General features: G+C 34.3%; 18 protein-coding genes. 3 read left to right on the forward strand and 15 right to left on the reverse strand.

What is annotated here, in order from left to right; genetic code table 11:
• Nucleotides 1–3: 3 nt before the first annotated feature.
• Nucleotides 4–396, reverse strand: a complete 393-nt coding sequence (locus tag AC1B0Z_RS11180) for a PDDEXK family nuclease (protein ID WP_483792078.1) — start codon at nt 394–396, stop codon at nt 4–6.
• 45 nt (nt 397–441) lie between these two features.
• On the opposite strand from AC1B0Z_RS11180, the gene AC1B0Z_RS11185 reads away from it, so the two are divergent.
• The gene (locus tag AC1B0Z_RS11185) at nt 442–801 is read left to right on the forward strand and encodes a YraN family protein (protein WP_483792080.1); all 360 of its coding nucleotides are present in this window, start codon (nt 442–444) and stop codon (nt 799–801) included.
• A gap of 109 nt (nt 802–910) precedes the next feature.
• Nucleotides 911–1,216 (forward strand): GIY-YIG nuclease family protein, encoded by a 306-nt coding sequence (locus AC1B0Z_RS11190; RefSeq protein ID WP_483792082.1) that lies wholly within the window; start codon nt 911–913, stop codon nt 1,214–1,216.
• A gap of 43 nt (nt 1,217–1,259) precedes the next feature.
• Here the strand turns inward: AC1B0Z_RS11190 and AC1B0Z_RS11195 are convergent, their stop codons facing one another.
• The 3 genes from AC1B0Z_RS11195 to AC1B0Z_RS11205 all read right to left on the reverse strand — a co-directional run bounded on the left by AC1B0Z_RS11195 (nt 1,260) and on the right by AC1B0Z_RS11205 (nt 6,798).
• Nucleotides 1,260–2,621 (reverse strand): TlpA family protein disulfide reductase, encoded by a 1,362-nt coding sequence (locus AC1B0Z_RS11195; protein ID WP_483792084.1) that lies wholly within the window; start codon nt 2,619–2,621, stop codon nt 1,260–1,262.
• 34 nt (nt 2,622–2,655) lie between these two features.
• Nucleotides 2,656–6,102, reverse strand: a complete 3,447-nt coding sequence (mfd, locus tag AC1B0Z_RS11200) for a transcription-repair coupling factor (protein WP_483792086.1) — start codon at nt 6,100–6,102, stop codon at nt 2,656–2,658.
• A gap of 153 nt (nt 6,103–6,255) precedes the next feature.
• On the reverse strand, nt 6,256–6,798 hold the full coding sequence (locus AC1B0Z_RS11205) for a DUF2199 domain-containing protein (RefSeq protein ID WP_483792088.1): 543 nt from the start codon (nt 6,796–6,798) through the stop codon (nt 6,256–6,258).
• Between the two features lie 192 nt (nt 6,799–6,990).
• Here AC1B0Z_RS11205 and AC1B0Z_RS11210 point away from each other — a divergent pair, with 192 nt between their 5' ends.
• Nucleotides 6,991–8,550 (forward strand): IS1182 family transposase, encoded by a 1,560-nt coding sequence (locus AC1B0Z_RS11210; RefSeq protein WP_483792090.1) that lies wholly within the window; start codon nt 6,991–6,993, stop codon nt 8,548–8,550.
• Nucleotides 8,551–8,597: 47 nt separating this feature from the next.
• Here AC1B0Z_RS11210 and AC1B0Z_RS11215 read toward each other — a convergent pair whose 3' ends face one another.
• The 11 genes from AC1B0Z_RS11215 to AC1B0Z_RS11265 all read right to left on the reverse strand — a co-directional run bounded on the left by AC1B0Z_RS11215 (nt 8,598) and on the right by AC1B0Z_RS11265 (nt 16,149).
• The gene (locus tag AC1B0Z_RS11215) at nt 8,598–9,203 is read right to left on the reverse strand and encodes a hypothetical protein (RefSeq protein ID WP_483792092.1); all 606 of its coding nucleotides are present in this window, start codon (nt 9,201–9,203) and stop codon (nt 8,598–8,600) included.
• A gap of 134 nt (nt 9,204–9,337) precedes the next feature.
• Nucleotides 9,338–9,985, reverse strand: a complete 648-nt coding sequence (locus AC1B0Z_RS11220; RefSeq protein ID WP_483792094.1) for a helix-turn-helix domain-containing protein — start codon at nt 9,983–9,985, stop codon at nt 9,338–9,340.
• A gap of 257 nt (nt 9,986–10,242) precedes the next feature.
• Nucleotides 10,243–10,614, reverse strand: a complete 372-nt coding sequence (locus tag AC1B0Z_RS11225; RefSeq protein WP_483792096.1) for a hypothetical protein — start codon at nt 10,612–10,614, stop codon at nt 10,243–10,245.
• A 2-nt stretch (nt 10,615–10,616) separates the two neighbouring features.
• Nucleotides 10,617–11,132, reverse strand: coding sequence for a hypothetical protein (locus AC1B0Z_RS11230; protein ID WP_483792098.1), 516 nt, complete (start codon nt 11,130–11,132; stop codon nt 10,617–10,619).
• A gap of 154 nt (nt 11,133–11,286) precedes the next feature.
• On the reverse strand, nt 11,287–11,805 hold the full coding sequence (locus AC1B0Z_RS11235) for a hypothetical protein (RefSeq protein WP_483792100.1): 519 nt from the start codon (nt 11,803–11,805) through the stop codon (nt 11,287–11,289).
• A 159-nt stretch (nt 11,806–11,964) separates the two neighbouring features.
• Nucleotides 11,965–13,263 carry a hypothetical protein gene (locus AC1B0Z_RS11240; RefSeq protein WP_483792102.1) on the reverse strand — a complete coding sequence of 433 codons (1,299 nt, stop codon included), beginning with the start codon at nt 13,261–13,263 and terminating at the stop codon, nt 11,965–11,967.
• Between the two features lie 170 nt (nt 13,264–13,433).
• The gene (locus AC1B0Z_RS11245; protein ID WP_483792104.1) at nt 13,434–13,817 is read right to left on the reverse strand and encodes a hypothetical protein; all 384 of its coding nucleotides are present in this window, start codon (nt 13,815–13,817) and stop codon (nt 13,434–13,436) included.
• Between the two features lie 157 nt (nt 13,818–13,974).
• A complete protein-coding gene (locus AC1B0Z_RS11250) occupies nt 13,975–14,493 on the reverse strand; it encodes a hypothetical protein (RefSeq protein WP_483792100.1) in 519 nt (172 codons plus the stop codon).
• 166 nt (nt 14,494–14,659) lie between these two features.
• Entirely contained in the window at nt 14,660–15,079 is a 420-nt protein-coding gene (locus tag AC1B0Z_RS11255; RefSeq protein ID WP_483792106.1) for a hypothetical protein, read from the reverse strand.
• 142 nt (nt 15,080–15,221) lie between these two features.
• Nucleotides 15,222–15,692, reverse strand: a complete 471-nt coding sequence (locus tag AC1B0Z_RS11260; protein ID WP_483792108.1) for a hypothetical protein — start codon at nt 15,690–15,692, stop codon at nt 15,222–15,224.
• A gap of 166 nt (nt 15,693–15,858) precedes the next feature.
• Entirely contained in the window at nt 15,859–16,149 is a 291-nt protein-coding gene (locus tag AC1B0Z_RS11265; RefSeq protein WP_483792110.1) for a hypothetical protein, read from the reverse strand.
• Nucleotides 16,150–16,151: the final 2 nt, after the last annotated feature.

Genomic DNA, 16,151 nt, shown 5'->3' on the forward strand with positions numbered 1-16,151 from the left:
ATTTTAACTGACAATATTTTTTCTTCCATCTAAAGCATCAATGAATTCAATATCTATTCCATGAGTTGTAGAACCAAACCCATCAAAAAGCTGACTTATTAATTTTTGAATACGCATCCCAAATGATGTATTTATAGAAGATCCTAAAACTCTGGGTAGCACCAAAGCTTCAGCAATACTTTTCGCATCATCATTACCTTTTAAAAAATTAGCTAAATACTTCATCAAAAAAGGATTGATATTGTAATTTTTGAGTTTACTTGCTCTTTTACAACCATCTCTAATATGCTTTTCAACAATTTCATCCCTAAAAAATTGCTTAGCTTTTTCTAATAATAATATTCTTTGGCGTTCCTCCATATTTATAAAGTCAATCAAATATAATACTTTAATCAAAATATTGATTTTTCATCTTAAATAGTTTGTATATTTCTGATTAATATGGCACAACACAACGAACTTGGTAAAAAAGGCGAACAACTAGCCGTAGATTTTCTTCTGAAAAACAACTACGAGATTGTAGAACGCAATTACCGTTTTGAAAAGGCCGAAGTGGATATTATTGCTCAAAAAGATGATATTTTGGCCATTGTTGAAGTAAAAACAAGATCTACTGTTGATTTTGGAGACCCGCAGGATTTTGTGAAACCAAAACAAATAAAAAATCTAGTAAAAGCTGTTGACGAATATGTTACCGTAAATGATTTAGACGTTGAAATACGCTTTGATATCATTGCTATTGTAAAGGAAAACGGCAGCTACAGGATAGAGCATTTAGAAAATGCTTTTTATCATTTTTGATATTAGATTCTTTGGTCGTTCCTCCCTCTGAATGACAAAAGATGCCGTCTGTCATTCAGAGCATTCCGAATATATTCGGAGTCGAAGAATCTCTAAAAATTCATTTCCTATGAAAACAAAAGGGACTCATAATTACTACCAATATATTTTAACAAACAAAGCAAAAACAGTACTATACACTGGTGTTACTAATAACCTAAAAGACCGATTATATTTTCATAATAATCCTCTACCATTTTCAAAAACATTCACTGCAAAATACAAGTGCTTTTATCTAATTTATTATGAACACTTTTTTGATATTGAAGACGCTATTAAACGTGAAAAGCAAATAAAAGGTAAAAGTAGAGCTAAAAAGGAAAAGACTATTTCTGATTTTAATCCAGAGTGGAAATTTTTAAATGATACTATTTAGAAGAGATTCTTCAGTCGTTCCTCTCTCTGAATGACAAAAAAATCTATTCCTTTTCTTCTTCAGTTGGCGAGTCTGAAATTTCAAAAAAGGCTTTTAATTCATCAAAAGTATCCGGTTTCGCTTTGATTTTTTTATCCGAGTCTAAAATAAAATACGTTGGTGTTGCTGTTACACCATAACTATTACCAATGTCGTTATCCCATTTACCTTCGCCATACACATGAAAAAAGTTTGGAAAATCGTAGGTTAGGGTTTTCCACCCATAAGGGTCGTCCTCCAACCCTATTGCTATTACTTTTAGTTTGCCTTCTTCAAATGGCTCGATAAACTTATGCAACTCCGGAATCTCTTTTAAACAATGAGAACAGCTACCGCTCCAGAATGCAACAATATAATGTTCAGCAATATCAAGTTTGCTCAATGTTTTTGTAACGGTTTCCTCTTTTCCTTCAATTTCAAAAGAAAAATCTGGAGCTTGATTCCCTAATGACGTGTTTTGGTACAAAATTAAAGCCTGTAATAATTGCTGGTCGTTACCTTTCACCGATAAATCCATAAGATAATCTTCGGCTATAAAATTAGCTACCTGCTCTAGTTTCAAATCCACCATCTGTTCCCACAAATCTGTAAGCAATGATTTTTGTGTTTCTTCCGGAGCATTTTCCATTTTTTTACAGAACACCTTAATATTCCGAATATATTCTGATACTTCATCACCATTTCCAGAAAACATTCCAAACACATAATTCAACATGCGCTCCGTTAAAAATTTAGAACGTTGTAGAATCTCATTGTTGAAATCTACATGGTCAAAATAATGCGCTTCCAATCCTTTCACATAGGCTTTTACATCGATATTATCTTCTGGGATATACGGACTGTTAGCCTTTATAAAATTGAAAGCTATTGTGCCTTTAGAGGCCTCTTCAAAACCTTGTTGTGTCTCGCGTTGGGTTTTAAAAATAGAGGCTAATGCCAAGGAGTCTCTAGTCTCGCTTCCATCTCTAAAATAATTACCTATACTGTTGGTAATCATAAGCATGCTGTTAGTGTAAGATTCCAATAGTTTATTTTCTCTTGACGCCAAAAATTCTACACCTGTTTCGGAATTAAACTTTAATTCCACATCTTCTTCACCATTATAAATCACATCAAAGTTGTATTCCTCCTGAGGAACAGCGTAAGTAATGCGATATATGCCCTTGGTTACGGTAGAGTCTAACTTAATTTCAAAGCTTCCATCGGCAGCAATTGGGGCGTTTGTAACGTAATTTGAATGTGTGGGCTCTACTTTGTACAAAAGAGCGATTTCGAATTCTCCAGGAGGCGAAAATGTACCTTTAATACTGTGTTGCGCTGAAGTAATACACGGTAAAAGGGCAATTAAAAAAAGTAAACGTCTCAATGTTATTTTTTATTTATGTTGTTAAAAACAATAATTACGCCACAATGGGTTTTAAAGCGTCTAAAGCCTGTTCAACTGAGGTTATACCATCAAAAGTAAGCAATAAACGAAGCCCATTTCTAGTTTGCTTCTCCTTCATTTTACAGCTTTGCGAATGGGTTTGCACAAACTGTAAAACTTTTGTAAAGTTACTACTTTGATAAAAACTACTTTGCTGATCTGTAATAAAATAACCAATCAATTTATTTTGCTTCATAATCACTTTTTCAAAGCCAATTTTAGTAGCTAACCACTTTATTTGGACACTATTTAATAAATCGGTCACTTGTTCTGGCAATTCTCCAAAACGGTCAATCAATTCCAGCTTAAATTTATCTAGTTCCTCCTCTGTTTTCAAACTATTCAGCTGTGTGTATAGGTTGAGTCGTTCTGCTATGTTATTTACATAACTATCAGGAAACAGTAGCTCAAAATCTGTATCAATCGTGACATCCTTTACATAAACCTTGTCTTCCCCTTCATCTTGATATAGCTCCTTAAACTCATTTTCTTTGAGTTCATCAATGGCTTCATTTAATATCTTTTGATACGTATCAAACCCTATTTCATTGATAAAACCACTTTGCTCGCCACCCAGCAAATCTCCTGCCCCACGAATTTCTAAATCCTTCATGGCAATATCGAAACCACTTCCCAATTCGGTAAACTGTTCTAATGCCGTAATACGCTTTCTGGCATCTTCCGTCATTGCGGAATATTCGGGGGTAATAAAATAACAAAATGCCTTTTTATTGCTTCGCCCTACTCGACCACGCATTTGGTGCAAATCACTCAATCCAAAATTATTGGCGTTATTGATAAAAATGGTATTAGCATTTGGCACATCTAAACCGCTTTCAACAATTGTGGTGCTTACCAAAACATCAAAACCACCATCCATAAATTGAAGCATGAGTTGCTCTAGCTTTCTGCCTTCCATTTGCCCATGACCAATACCAATTTTGGCGTCTGGCACCAAACGCTGCAACATACCGGCCACTTCTTTTATATTTTCAATACGATTGTGAATGAAGAAGATTTGACCACCACGTTGGATTTCATAACTAATAGCATCCCTTATGGTTTCTTCATTAAAGCGAATTACATGACTTTCAATAGGATAACGATTTGGGGGCGGTGTAGTAATTACCGATAAGTCTCTCGCAGCCATTAAGCTAAATTGTAGTGTTCTTGGAATTGGTGTTGCGGTGAGGGTAAGTACGTCCACATTTTCCTTTAAGGTTTTCAGCTTTTCTTTAACAGCTACACCAAATTTTTGTTCTTCATCAACAATAAGTAAACCTAAATCTTTAAATTTTACATTCTTATTGACAAGTTGATGCGTACCGATGATAATATCTACTTTCCCTTCTGATAGCGCTTCTAAAGTCTCACGTTTTTGTTTAGCAGTTCTAAAGCGATTCAGATAGTCTACTACTACAGGAAAATCCTTTAAGCGTTGTTTAAATGTTCTTGAATGTTGATACGCTAAAATTGTTGTTGGTACTAAAACCGCCACTTGTTTACCGTTATCAACTGCTTTGAACGCTGCGCGAATAGCCACCTCGGTTTTACCGAAACCAACATCGCCGCAAATGAGTCGATCCATAGGGCGTTCGCTTTCCATATCGGCTTTTATATCGGCAGTTGCCGTACTTTGGTCAGGTGTATCTTCATAAATAAATGAGGCTTCCAACTCATGCTGCATGTAACTATCTGGATTGTACTGAAAGCCTTTTTCGGTTTTACGTTTTGCGTAAAGTTTTATAAGATTGAAAGCAACATGTTTAACACGTGCCTTCGTTTTTTGCTTAAGTGTTTTCCAAGCACTACTCCCCAATTTGTAAATTTTAGGAGGCTTACCGTCCTTACCATTAAACTTGGTGATTTTGTGCAACGAATGGATGCTTAAATACAACACATCGCGCTCTCCATAAATTAGTTTTATGGCTTCTTGTTTCTTGCCTTCAACGTCAATTTTTTGAAGTCCGCCAAAGCGTCCAATACCATGATCAATATGGGTAACATAATCGCCAATATCAAGATTTGTTAGTTCCTTTAAAGTGATGGCTTGCTTTTTAGCATAACCGTTTTTGAGGCTGAATTTATGGTAACGTTCAAAAATTTGATGATCGGTATAGCACCCCATTTTGTTATCATGGTCTACAAACCCTTGGTGCAGTGATAAAATTACCGTTTTGTAGTCTTTAACATCAAGTTTGGCATCATCAAAAATATCATGGAATCGCTTTGCTTGCTGCTCACTTACACAAGCAATGTAATTGGTGTAACCCTTTTCGTGGTTGGCGTTTAAATCTTCAATTAACAGGTTGAATTGTTTATTGAATGCAGGTTGGGGTGTTGTGTTGAAGATGATTTCGGACACTGAGGTTCTCGAAGTGTCTGCTCTAGTTGTTGTGCTTTCGAGAGCCTCAGGCACTACATTAGATTCTTCGCTACGCTCTGAATGACAAAAAACACTCTGTGTCCCGAATTCTATAATTGAAAAATCCAAAAGTTGTTTTTTCAGTAATGCTGAACTGCAAAATAGCTCCTGTGGTTCAGCATGTTTGATGTATTCTGAAAGTTCCTTGAAGGCCTCCTCGGCTTTTTCATAGAAATCATTTATTCTTGAAAACAGCAAATCTGCATTTTTTAGTCCGATAACCGTTTTTTGAGCAATGTATTTTAGGAAGCTTTGTCGCTTTTCCTCCATCAACTTATTCGCTACATTCGGAATAATATTGATTTTTTTAATTTGCTCTACTGAAAGCTGGGTTTCAACATCAAAAGTTCTTATGGAATCTACTTCATCACCAAAAAATTCAATACGATAAGGTTCATCATGTGAAAAAGAAAACACATCCACTATTCCACCACGTACTGAGAACTCTCCAGGTTCGGTTACGAAGTCTACGCGCTTGAATTTATATTCAAAAAGAATTTCGTTTACAAAGTCAATTGACAAATTATCGTTTACGCCTACTTTTAAAGTATGGCTCTCCAACTCCTTGCGCGTAACCACCTGCTCAAAAAGGGCATCTGGATAGGTCACGATTATCGCTGATTTTTTTTGAGAATTGATACGGTTTAAAACCTCAGCGCGAAGCAGTACATTGGCATTATCCGTTTCTTCAATATCATAAGGCCGCCTGTAACTTCCAGGATAGAACAAAACATCTTTCTCACTGAGTAATTGTTCTAAATCATTAAGGTAATGCGCCGCTTCTTCTTTATCATTAAATATCAAAAGAAACGGTTTTTGAACCTCTTTAAAAATGCTGGAAATTACAAAGGAAAACGATGAACCTACAAGCCCTTTTAGATGTACTTTGGGCTTGATAATGGTAGCGTCAGATGATTCGGTTTGGTCGATAACACTCTGCAGATTTTGCGTTTGCAAAGCCTGTGCATAGGTTTGAGAGATAAGGGATTTACTCACCTAATTTTGTTTTGAGGTGCAAATATAAGGGTTCAACTGTATTTAAAATACAATATCACTCTCAAAATCTTTATTTAGTTTAGTATCCAAGAAGTTTACATGTTGAAGTGGTTGTTTTTTAACTCAGTTCTTTGTTGTATGCTGGCCTTATTTTTATTCGTGTTGCGATTTAAGAGCATACTGTACAATTTCCATCGCTTTTTTATATGTTATTCCGTTTTTTTGGTCAATTCCTAATTGGTGATTCTCTTCGGTAAATTCAATTTCAGGAATAGTTCCTGCGTCCTGTTCAATCGCAATTGATTTAATGTTAATGGTATTTTCATAGGTTGGAATTTGGTTTTGTAACCAACCAAAATAAGATCCAAAATCTTTCCGATTCGGACTTTCCCAACAATCCATTCTAATTTCAAAATTTTCTGGACTAATTGAAGTCCAAATGTCAAAATATAAGTCCTTATTAAAATCCAAAATAGGAATAGTCAATCGTCCTCTATGAAAGAAGTGAGTTTTGTCGACTACGCACAAACTTTTTTCAAGTTCCACACGTTTTTCAATTTCATTTGGCGGAATAGAGTGGTAATAATCGGGGAATTCTGAACCAAAACACAATGGAATTTCATCATATTCAGTTCCACAACAGTTACATTTAAACGTTGTTTCTTTTCCTTTTCTGAATATTTTCGATAATCTCATTTGCTTTTTTCGACTTGCATACAACGGTCTCTATGAGTAGTTGCGTGGTTTAGCGATTAACTTTGCAAGTACATACCAGGTTGGAAATTCCGCAGGAATTTCCAAAGTAGGCGAGAACAAGCAATTACTTATAGCCAATGTGCCTGTTGCACAACGCCTTGTTAAATATACAGAAATTTCGTATATTAACATATGCAAGGCAACAAGATTTATCAAGAAAAACTGTTCAACACTTTCCAGTTGAGCAGTCGGATTCCCAAAGACAATTTTTACCGCAGATTATCGGGTATTTTAGATTTAGATTTTCTCCGCAAAGCGACTGAGATTTATTATGGTAGATGCGGACAAAAGAGTTTGGACCCCGTTGTATTTTTTAAGCTATGTTTGGTGGGCTATCTGGAGAACATTATCAGCGACCACAAGCTAGTTTCTCATTGTAGTATGCGATTAGATATCCTATACTTTTTAGGCTATGATATCGATGAAGAACTACCTTGGCACTCGACTATAAGTAGAACCCGCCAACTTTATCCAGCATCGGTTTTTGAGCATCTCTTTGCACATGTTTTTAAGCTTTGTGTTTCAGGCGGTATGGTCAGCGGTCATACGCAGGTTATAGATTCTGCCCCTGTAAAGGCCAATGCTTCCATGGACAGTCTGGAGCTGAAAGTACCGGAAGAAGATTTGGCCTCCCACTTACTGCAGGTGCGCCACATTAGTCATAGAGATAAAGAAGCTGTCATCAGGCGCTCCAAGACCAATAAGGCAGCCCAATCACAACAAACACTATCAGCCAGTTCATCAGAGCTACAGGCGCTACGCAGTAGAAACAAAAAATGGTCCACCGAACAGAACCATCGTCCAGGATCGGGCAATAAAGGGAGTCGTTACACGAGTAACAAAACGCATTACAGCCCTACCGACCCCGATGCGAGAATCAGTGTAAAACCAGGCAAAGCAAGAAAGCTAAATTACCAAAGCCAACTTACTGTAGATACGGCACACCATGTTATAAGCGATATTAAGGCGTACCATGCAGACGGTAAGGACAGTCAGCAATTATCGGACATTGTCATTAGGGTTCAAAGGCGTTTATGGCAATCTGGCTTGAAGATGGATACCTGTGTAGCCGATACGGGCTATAGTAGCGGCGAGAACTATGCGTTTTTGGAACGCCAAAATATTGAGAGTTACATTCCGCCACATGGCACATATAAAGGTGGTCCTGATGATTTTGTTTATAACGAACAAGAAGACTGTTATATCTGTCCACAAGGAAAAATAATTCCATTTACCAAGGTATTTTATGAGAAGAAGAATAGCACAAAAAAGAAGGAATATCGAGCGTCAAAGAAGGTTTGCATAGACTGCCCCCTGCGCAGTGCGTGCTTAGGAAAATCGGCACAAGAGAAGAAGTTCACCATTACCTATTACCGACCGGAATACGAGCGTAACATAGCCCGGGTGAACAGTAAAAAAGGGCGTTATATGAAAGGCAAGCGGCAAAGCACGGTAGAGCCTGTTTTTGGAACGCTCACTCAGTTTTTAGGCATGCGAAAAGTAAATACTTTAGGATTAGAACAGGCCAACAAATGCATGCACCTATCAGCAGTAGCATATAATTTAAAGAAATATTTAAAATATATTAAAACCAGCCCCAAAAGTATAGCAGGAGTTGTAGGTGTTTTAGTAAGTAGTATAAATCGCCAAATAAGACGCTATATTATTGGTTTTAAGCAACCCGTATTTTAGATAAAAATCAGAACGCGCAAAATCAAAACAGGCTTTAAATCAGTGGCTTATAAATTATTCGGAGTTTTGTTAGGGGGTTGTGCAACGGTTACCGTTGTTGTAAGTAGTTTTTTCTTAATCCGATTATGAATTAAGTCAAAATTTTCGGCTATTTTTAAGTATTCATCACTCCAACCATTCGACATTGCTAATTCTTGATAAGTACTAGTTGGTAAAAATTCCACCATAATTTTCTCAAGAACTTCAAAGTCCAAAAGTTCAATTTGTTTCTTGTTTGATTCAAGTTCTTCAATCAATAATTCAATATTATCAAATCCTGACCAAATAGTATCTGTCTCACTATTGATTTTCGATTTTATGTTAGTTATTATTTCTGAAACTTCTTTAAAGTCCGAATGAAACGGGATTTTTTCTAAGAAATAATCTTTGGTTTCAGAATCACAATTCTCTGTCAGATTTTTTAAAGCTCTTTCTCTATATTCTTTAGAAGCAAGTCTATTGGAAATTAAATGAATATCCTGTTCAAATTTGTCAATTAATGACCATTCATTATCACTAATCAAGTTCTTTTCAGTCGATTTTCCTACTCGGGCTAATCCGTCAATGTCTCCGCCAAACTTGTTGTATATTTTTATTTTCTCAATGGTCAGCATTGGTTCGGTTTAATTACTTACAACGTTTGCGTATAAGAATAGTTGCGGGTTTGTGTGCGAGGAATTTTCGAAGGAAAATCAGACGTAACAAAATTGCAACTCCCTTTGTTTAAGCACTAATGTAGCAATTATTTTTATACATTGTTAGCACCAGTTTTTTTCTTTTTAAGATATGTTATTGATAATAAAATAGTAGAAATTACGACTATAAATAGCCCTGGTCTAAACCAAACATTTAACACATTAGATACCTTGTATAAAGTAAATAAGTAGATTGATATTACTATTAATTGTATCAAGATATATTTAATTTTGTTGTCGATTAGCTTTAATGAATTACTAATTACAATACTTCCGATGGTTAAAGCACATAGACTAACTACCCAATTATATATTGTAAATTTGTTATAACTCATATTTCCATTCCAACCAGTTGCTGTCATTAGTTCAAACCCAGTTTTTTTTATAGACGATGATACAACGGTTTTTTCAATAGATGTTGATGCAATTTGAAACCAGCTGATAAATGAGCCAATAATTATCATTAGTGTTAAAAAAGATGACCAAATTAAATATTTATCAATACTCTTTTTTTCTCGCTCAATTATTTCAATTTCTAATGCGTTAAAAATTAATTGAAGTGTTTTTTCTCTTGGTTTAGTTTCATTATTTTCAATTCGTTGAATTGTCCGTAGATTTACTTTTGAAGCTTCAGCTAGTTCCTCTTGAGATAATCCTCTTTTTAATCGTATTTCTTTTATTCTTTTTCCGATTTCAGTCATTATTAATTCAGTTTAATTTGTACTGTAAAAATATTTTTTAAATTCTCATTTTATAGCGACTTGTCAACGACATTTATACGGCATTTTCGGAATTTGTTGTTATTGCTGGGTTTAATTGGTGCTAACGGTCTCGGCTATGAGTAGTTGCGTGGTTTTGCACTTAACTTTGCAAGTACACACCAAACTGAAAATCCGCGAGGATTTTCAGAAGTAGGCGAGAACAAGCAATTACTTATAGCCATTGTTGTGCATAGTTTTTATTGTTCTTTTGAAGGTCTGAATTTTGGAATAATCAAAAAGATACTACCTATTATAAAAAGAAGCGACTTTAAATAGAAAGTCCATTTTAGCTGTCCAACTAAACTCTCTTTTTCAATTTTTAATCCATTCCAATATTTCCAATTTTTATTTATAGTTTCAAAGTCAACAGAACTTCTTACTTGACTATTATTGAACTCGCTATGAGAATATACATCTGCGATAATCATATATAAATCGTCAACTTTTTCGTGAAGTTGATATTTATCCACCTCATTAGATAATTCAGTCAAGTTTACTTCGAGGAATTGCCAACCAAAAGAAACAAGAATTAAAATTAAGCCCCAACCTTCAAGTTTTTTGTTTGTCATATCTACATAAATTTGTTCAGCAAAATTGCTATTATGGTTGTTAAAATAATACCTGAAACAAAAATCACATAATCTCTAGTAGCACTTCTTTTATTTCCTTTGTTTAAAATTTCTTCGAAATGCTTTAATGATTCAACTGGAACTTTTTCCATTGTAGAGATTTTCTCTTTTAAATCATTCTCTCTAGTTTCTAAATCTGACAAAGTAGTTTCTAGTTTTTCTATCGTTTGTTGTTTTTCTTTACTGATTTTTGAAATTTCTTCAATTACTCCATCAATTTCTTCGGTTGCATTTTTGAGAGTGTCTAAAGATTCAGATAACCTCTCTTTGAAAGGTTTGTTTTTATCTTTATTGAAAATGAAAATTTGTTCAAGAAACTTTGACCATTTGCTTTCTGGATTTTCTAGATAATATTTTTCAGCTTTTGGATAAATTATTTTGTCTAACAAAGGGCGAAAAACTCCAAAGAGTAATCCGATAACTGCTGAAACTAAAGCTCCTATTATTTCAAATCCCATATTTTCTCAAATTATGCACAACGGTCTCGGCTATGAGTAGTTGCGTGGGTTAGCACTTAACTTTGCAAGTACACATCGAGTTGGAAATTCCGCAGGAATTTCCAAAGTAGGCGAGAACAAGCAATTACTTATAGCCATTGTTAGGCAACGTTTTTTATTTAAATAATTTTTTAATTCCGTTCCAAAAGCCTTTTTTCTTCGGTTGAATTTTTGGTTTGCTATTCCGATTTTGCTCTTCGAACTTTTTTTGCTTTTCCAGTTCTTTTATGAATTCAGGCGTATCATTTAGTAGCATTTCTTTCGAATATGCAATTTCATCGTCTAGATAATAAATTAACGCATTACACTTATCAATCAACGCAACAGAAATAAGTCCGATTGAAGCTCCAGCAGCAAAGTCCGCTCCCCAAATAAAAGAAACAGCTATATCTTGGTCTGTCAAATCTTTTTTAATGAATTCAGATTCTGATATTATTTCATTCGGATTATTGAAATAGATTTCGAAAAAAGTCTTTTGTCCGTTTATAGTACATTCAATTCCGTCAATTCCGTAGAAATTTTCAAAATCATCTAAAATTTCAAATTCATATCCAAGTTGGCGAATAGATTCCTCTATTTCTATTTTATTTGGTAAATCAGCTTTCTTTAAAAAAGCTACTTGGGTCATTGACATATGCGTTTCGTTTAAATGTTGCCTAACGGTTTCGGCTATGAGTAGTTGCGTCGTTTAGCAGTTAACTTTGCAAGTACACACCAAACTGAAAATCCGCGAGGATTTTCAGAAGTAGGCGAGAACAAGCAATTACTTATAGCCATTGTTGTGCGCTGGCTTTTATTTGTTTAAATTATAAAAGAAGTCTTTAGTCTTTTCGTCATCAACGAGCATTTCTAAAAACTCTTTAGTATCATCTCTTATTTCAGGTTTGTTTAGAAGAATATTTGCTAAACTTCTTAATCTGTTCAGTTGATTTTTATAAGTTATTCTTTGTTTAAGTTTTGCGTCAGTTTTAATTGCTTTTACAAAAGATTCAGCAGAATTATTGTCAAAATCCTCAAACATTTCGGAAATTCTTGGTGCAGCAGAATTTGAGTAAAATTCAGTTCTTGAATAATAATGACTACCGCCTTTATACCCAACATAAGTTTTGGTTAGGGCGCATACATATCTATCAATAATGTCCTCTGGAATATTTGACCCTAATCTTTGCAATTTTTTTACGGCAACACCTTCTTCAGACCATTTGTCCAAGCTGTCTTCAAGTTCGGTTACAAGTGGTTCATAGATTATGCGTCTACTTGCTAATGAAACATATCGAAAGCCATCAATAAGAGAAAAAATGTCACTTGCTTTTTCTATTACGGTTGAATTTCCCGCAACCATAAGTTTATCAAATCTTTTCCCAATTTCTTGTCTTATTTCTTTAGAAATAACTTTCCATAGCACAGGATAACTAAATTCGATATTACTCTTTAATCTTGTTGAAGCACTATCTCCAGTATATAGTGTAAAGAGTCTGTTTGCTGTTTCTTTCTTGTATATATCTGGTAAATCCGAAAATGCTTGTTCCACTGCAATATCACTTTTACTAAAATCGTCACTATCCATAGTCAAGATGTATTCGTTTACATCAATGATTGGAATTGGATAAGGTTGTGATAAAACGTAGCGATTACAATCGGAAATCATATCAAATACCTTAAATAAGGTTGGGTCTGAACTGTCAGGATGTCCATCAAAAATATTCCTTGTTTCTCTTGCTTGATGAAGAAGTTTTTTTGCTTCCCAACCAATTGCTCCAATCTGATAAGCACCATCGATTAGTTCAAAATCCGTTAAGTAGTTTTGAAAATCTTCGTAAGTCTTTATCGTTTTTTTTGGCGAAACTTCTTTGTTGAACAAATCAACACTTCTATGAATTACTTTTCTTCTTAAATCATCAACAACAGCGTTCCAATAACTGCCTATCGTACTTCGAAGTCCACCAGCTGCAAGTACTTTTCTTGCTTCGATAATATATTTGTTATCTGCAAATTCATCTCTGACATTAGTCAATTCCTTTTGTAAATAGTCGATTTTGTCTAATGGAATTAGAACTTCGGTATTTGTTTTGGATGGTAAATTATCTCCCATATTCGGTTTTTTTCAGCTTGCGCACAACGGTCTAGTATAAGAATAGTTGCGGGTTTGCGTGCGAGGATTTTCCGAAGGAAAATCAGATGTAGCAAACACGCAACTACCTTTGATTAAGCACTAAACCGTAATTATTTTTATACATTGTTGTAAACAGTTTTATTATTCCGTTATTTTTTCCGATTCATAAATTCAGTCAGCTTTTGTTTAATCAGCTTTGACTCTTCGTAGCTAACTCTTAATTTATTTAAAGGAAATGAAAATTTTTGATTTTGGTCAGTTACTTCAAGAGTGGATTTAATTCCGTTGTAATTCAGAGATTCAATTCCAATAAAAATCCGTTCAATATAGACTTTATTCCGCACGATTAGAGTCATTCTTTTTTCAGTCAAAATTAGAGTATCCAATTTTTTTCTTGTCAAAAAAAATATGGCAGAAAGAATAGAAACCCAATTACTTAAAATCGCTTCAAAAAAAGAATGTTCAGATTCCTTTTCCAACAGGACAATTCCAGATTCAGTTTTCAGAATATTATTGATTTCTTTTTTCGTCATTTTCGTTTCCGCAATTGTTTACAACGGTCTCGGCTATGAGTAGTTGCGTGGGTTAGCACTTAACTTTGCAAGTACACATCGAGTTGGAAATTCCGCAGGAATTTCCAAAGTAGGCGAGAACAAGCAATTACTTATAGCCATTGTTAGGCAACGTTTTTTATTTAAATAATTTTTTAATTCCGTTCCAAAAGCCTTTTTTCTTCGGTTGAATTTTTGGTTTGCTATTCCGATTTTGCTCTTCGAACTTTTTTTGCTTTTCCAGTTCTTTTATGAATTCAGGCGTATCATTTAGTAGCATTTCTTTCGAATATGCAATTTCATCGTCTAGATAATAAATTAACGCATTACACTTATCAATCAACGCAACAGAAATAAGTCCGATTGAAGCTCCAGCAGCAAAGTCCGCTCCCCAAATAAAAGAAACAGCTATATCTTGGTCTGTCAAATCTTTTTTAATGAATTCAGATTCTGATATTATTTCATTCGGATTATTGAAATAGATTTCGAAAAAAGTCTTTTGTCCGTTTATAGTACATTCAATTCCGTCAATTCCGTAGAAATTTTCAAAATCATCTAAAATTTCAAATTCATATCCAAGTTGGCGAATAGATTCCTCTATTTCTATTTTATTTGGTAAATCAGCTTTCTTTAAAAAAGCTACTTGGGTCATTGACATATGCGTTTCGTTTAAATGTTGCCTAACGGTTACGTATATGAAATGTTGCGTGTTTGTGTGCGAGGATTTTCCGAAGGAAAATCAGATGCAAGCAAACAAAGCAACTCACATTGGTTAAGCACAAAATAGCAATTTTTTATATACAATGTTGTAGGTAGTTTTTTAATCATATTTTGTTAATCAATTGTATAATGCCAATTCCAGAAAATAGGAAACCACCGATTAATAAAATCGTTGGTAGGTTCATTTCCCACCAATTATTATCTTTTATAATTTCGTACTCTTTTTCTTTTTTCAGGTAAATAATGTCAATCAGTTCATTAATCCGTTTTGGATTTTCACTAGAGTCCAGCTTTTGAGTCGTTTCGATTCCATTTCGGTCGGTAAAACTTACAATTGGAAAATGATATTCAAAAGATTCTCCGTCCGCATCTTTAATCCGCTCTTTTTTAAAGTCAATTATTTGCGCTTTAGTTCTAATTCCTTTTGTCCGTATTCTACGATTTGTATTTCTGATGTAGAATCCTGCATATAAAAATCCGCCGCCAACTATTAAAAAGACAATATTTCCTATCAAATTTTCCATTCAGTTTCAAGGTGCGCCAAAATTACCTACAACGGTTACGTATATGGAAAGTTGCGTGTTTGTGTGCGAGGATTTTCCGAAGGAAAATCAGAAGCTAGCAAACAAAGCAACTGCCATAATGCAAGCCTAAAATAGCAATTTTTTATATACTGTGTTGTGCATAGTGTTTTTTATTTTTAATCAGTTTTATAATCAAAAACGGAATTCCAATTCCCAATCCAATAAATATTGTAGTGTACAATTCAAAGGGTTCAGTTACTATATATTGAGGCATTAAAGGATTTTCAGGTTTTCCAATGAATGTTAAAATCAAGAGTCCGATTCCAAACATTATGATTACAGAAAATAAAATGGTTACAATATCCATTATTAGTTCGGTTAACTTAAAATCAGTTCTTGTTGAGTTGTATAGCATTCCGAATATGGGAATCGCTGACAAAATCAGATAGTCAAAACGAGTGCTTGAGAACGCAAAAAAATAATTTGTTATAGGTAGTAACTTATTTGAAATCCCAACCATAAGTCTAATTCCAAAACCTGAATAAAGTCCAATAAAAGTCAGTAGACTAATTCCGAAAATCAGATATTTTAAATTCTTTGGTATTTTATTCAATTCGGTCGGTTTTGCGGTTGGTTTACATTATGCACAACGGTCTCGGCTATGAGTAGTTGCGTGGTTTAGCGTTTAACTTTGCAAGTACACACCAAACTGAAAATCCGCGAGGATTTTCAGAAGTAGGCGAGAACAAGCAATTACTTATAGCCATTGTTGGGCATAGTTATTTTAGCTCTTTTAATGCTTTAATAACGTTAGTTTGATAATCGTGATTTATTTCCATCAATTCCTCACTATCTTGAAATTTAAAAAACATTAGTGGTGGTTCGATTCCGCAATTTACTGTTATTTCACAATCTAGTGAATTTGTAATTGTGTTGAATTTTGTCAACGAATGGTCTTCTGTTTCTAAAGTGATTTTTGAATGAGTTACGTCATAATTTTTAAATTCATTACCAATTTTTACGGATTTAGAATTGGTTTCTAAAACTAATTTTTGTTCTATTGAAATCATAT

It is taken from the genome of Hyunsoonleella sp. J2K-J805, from assembly GCF_057167125.1.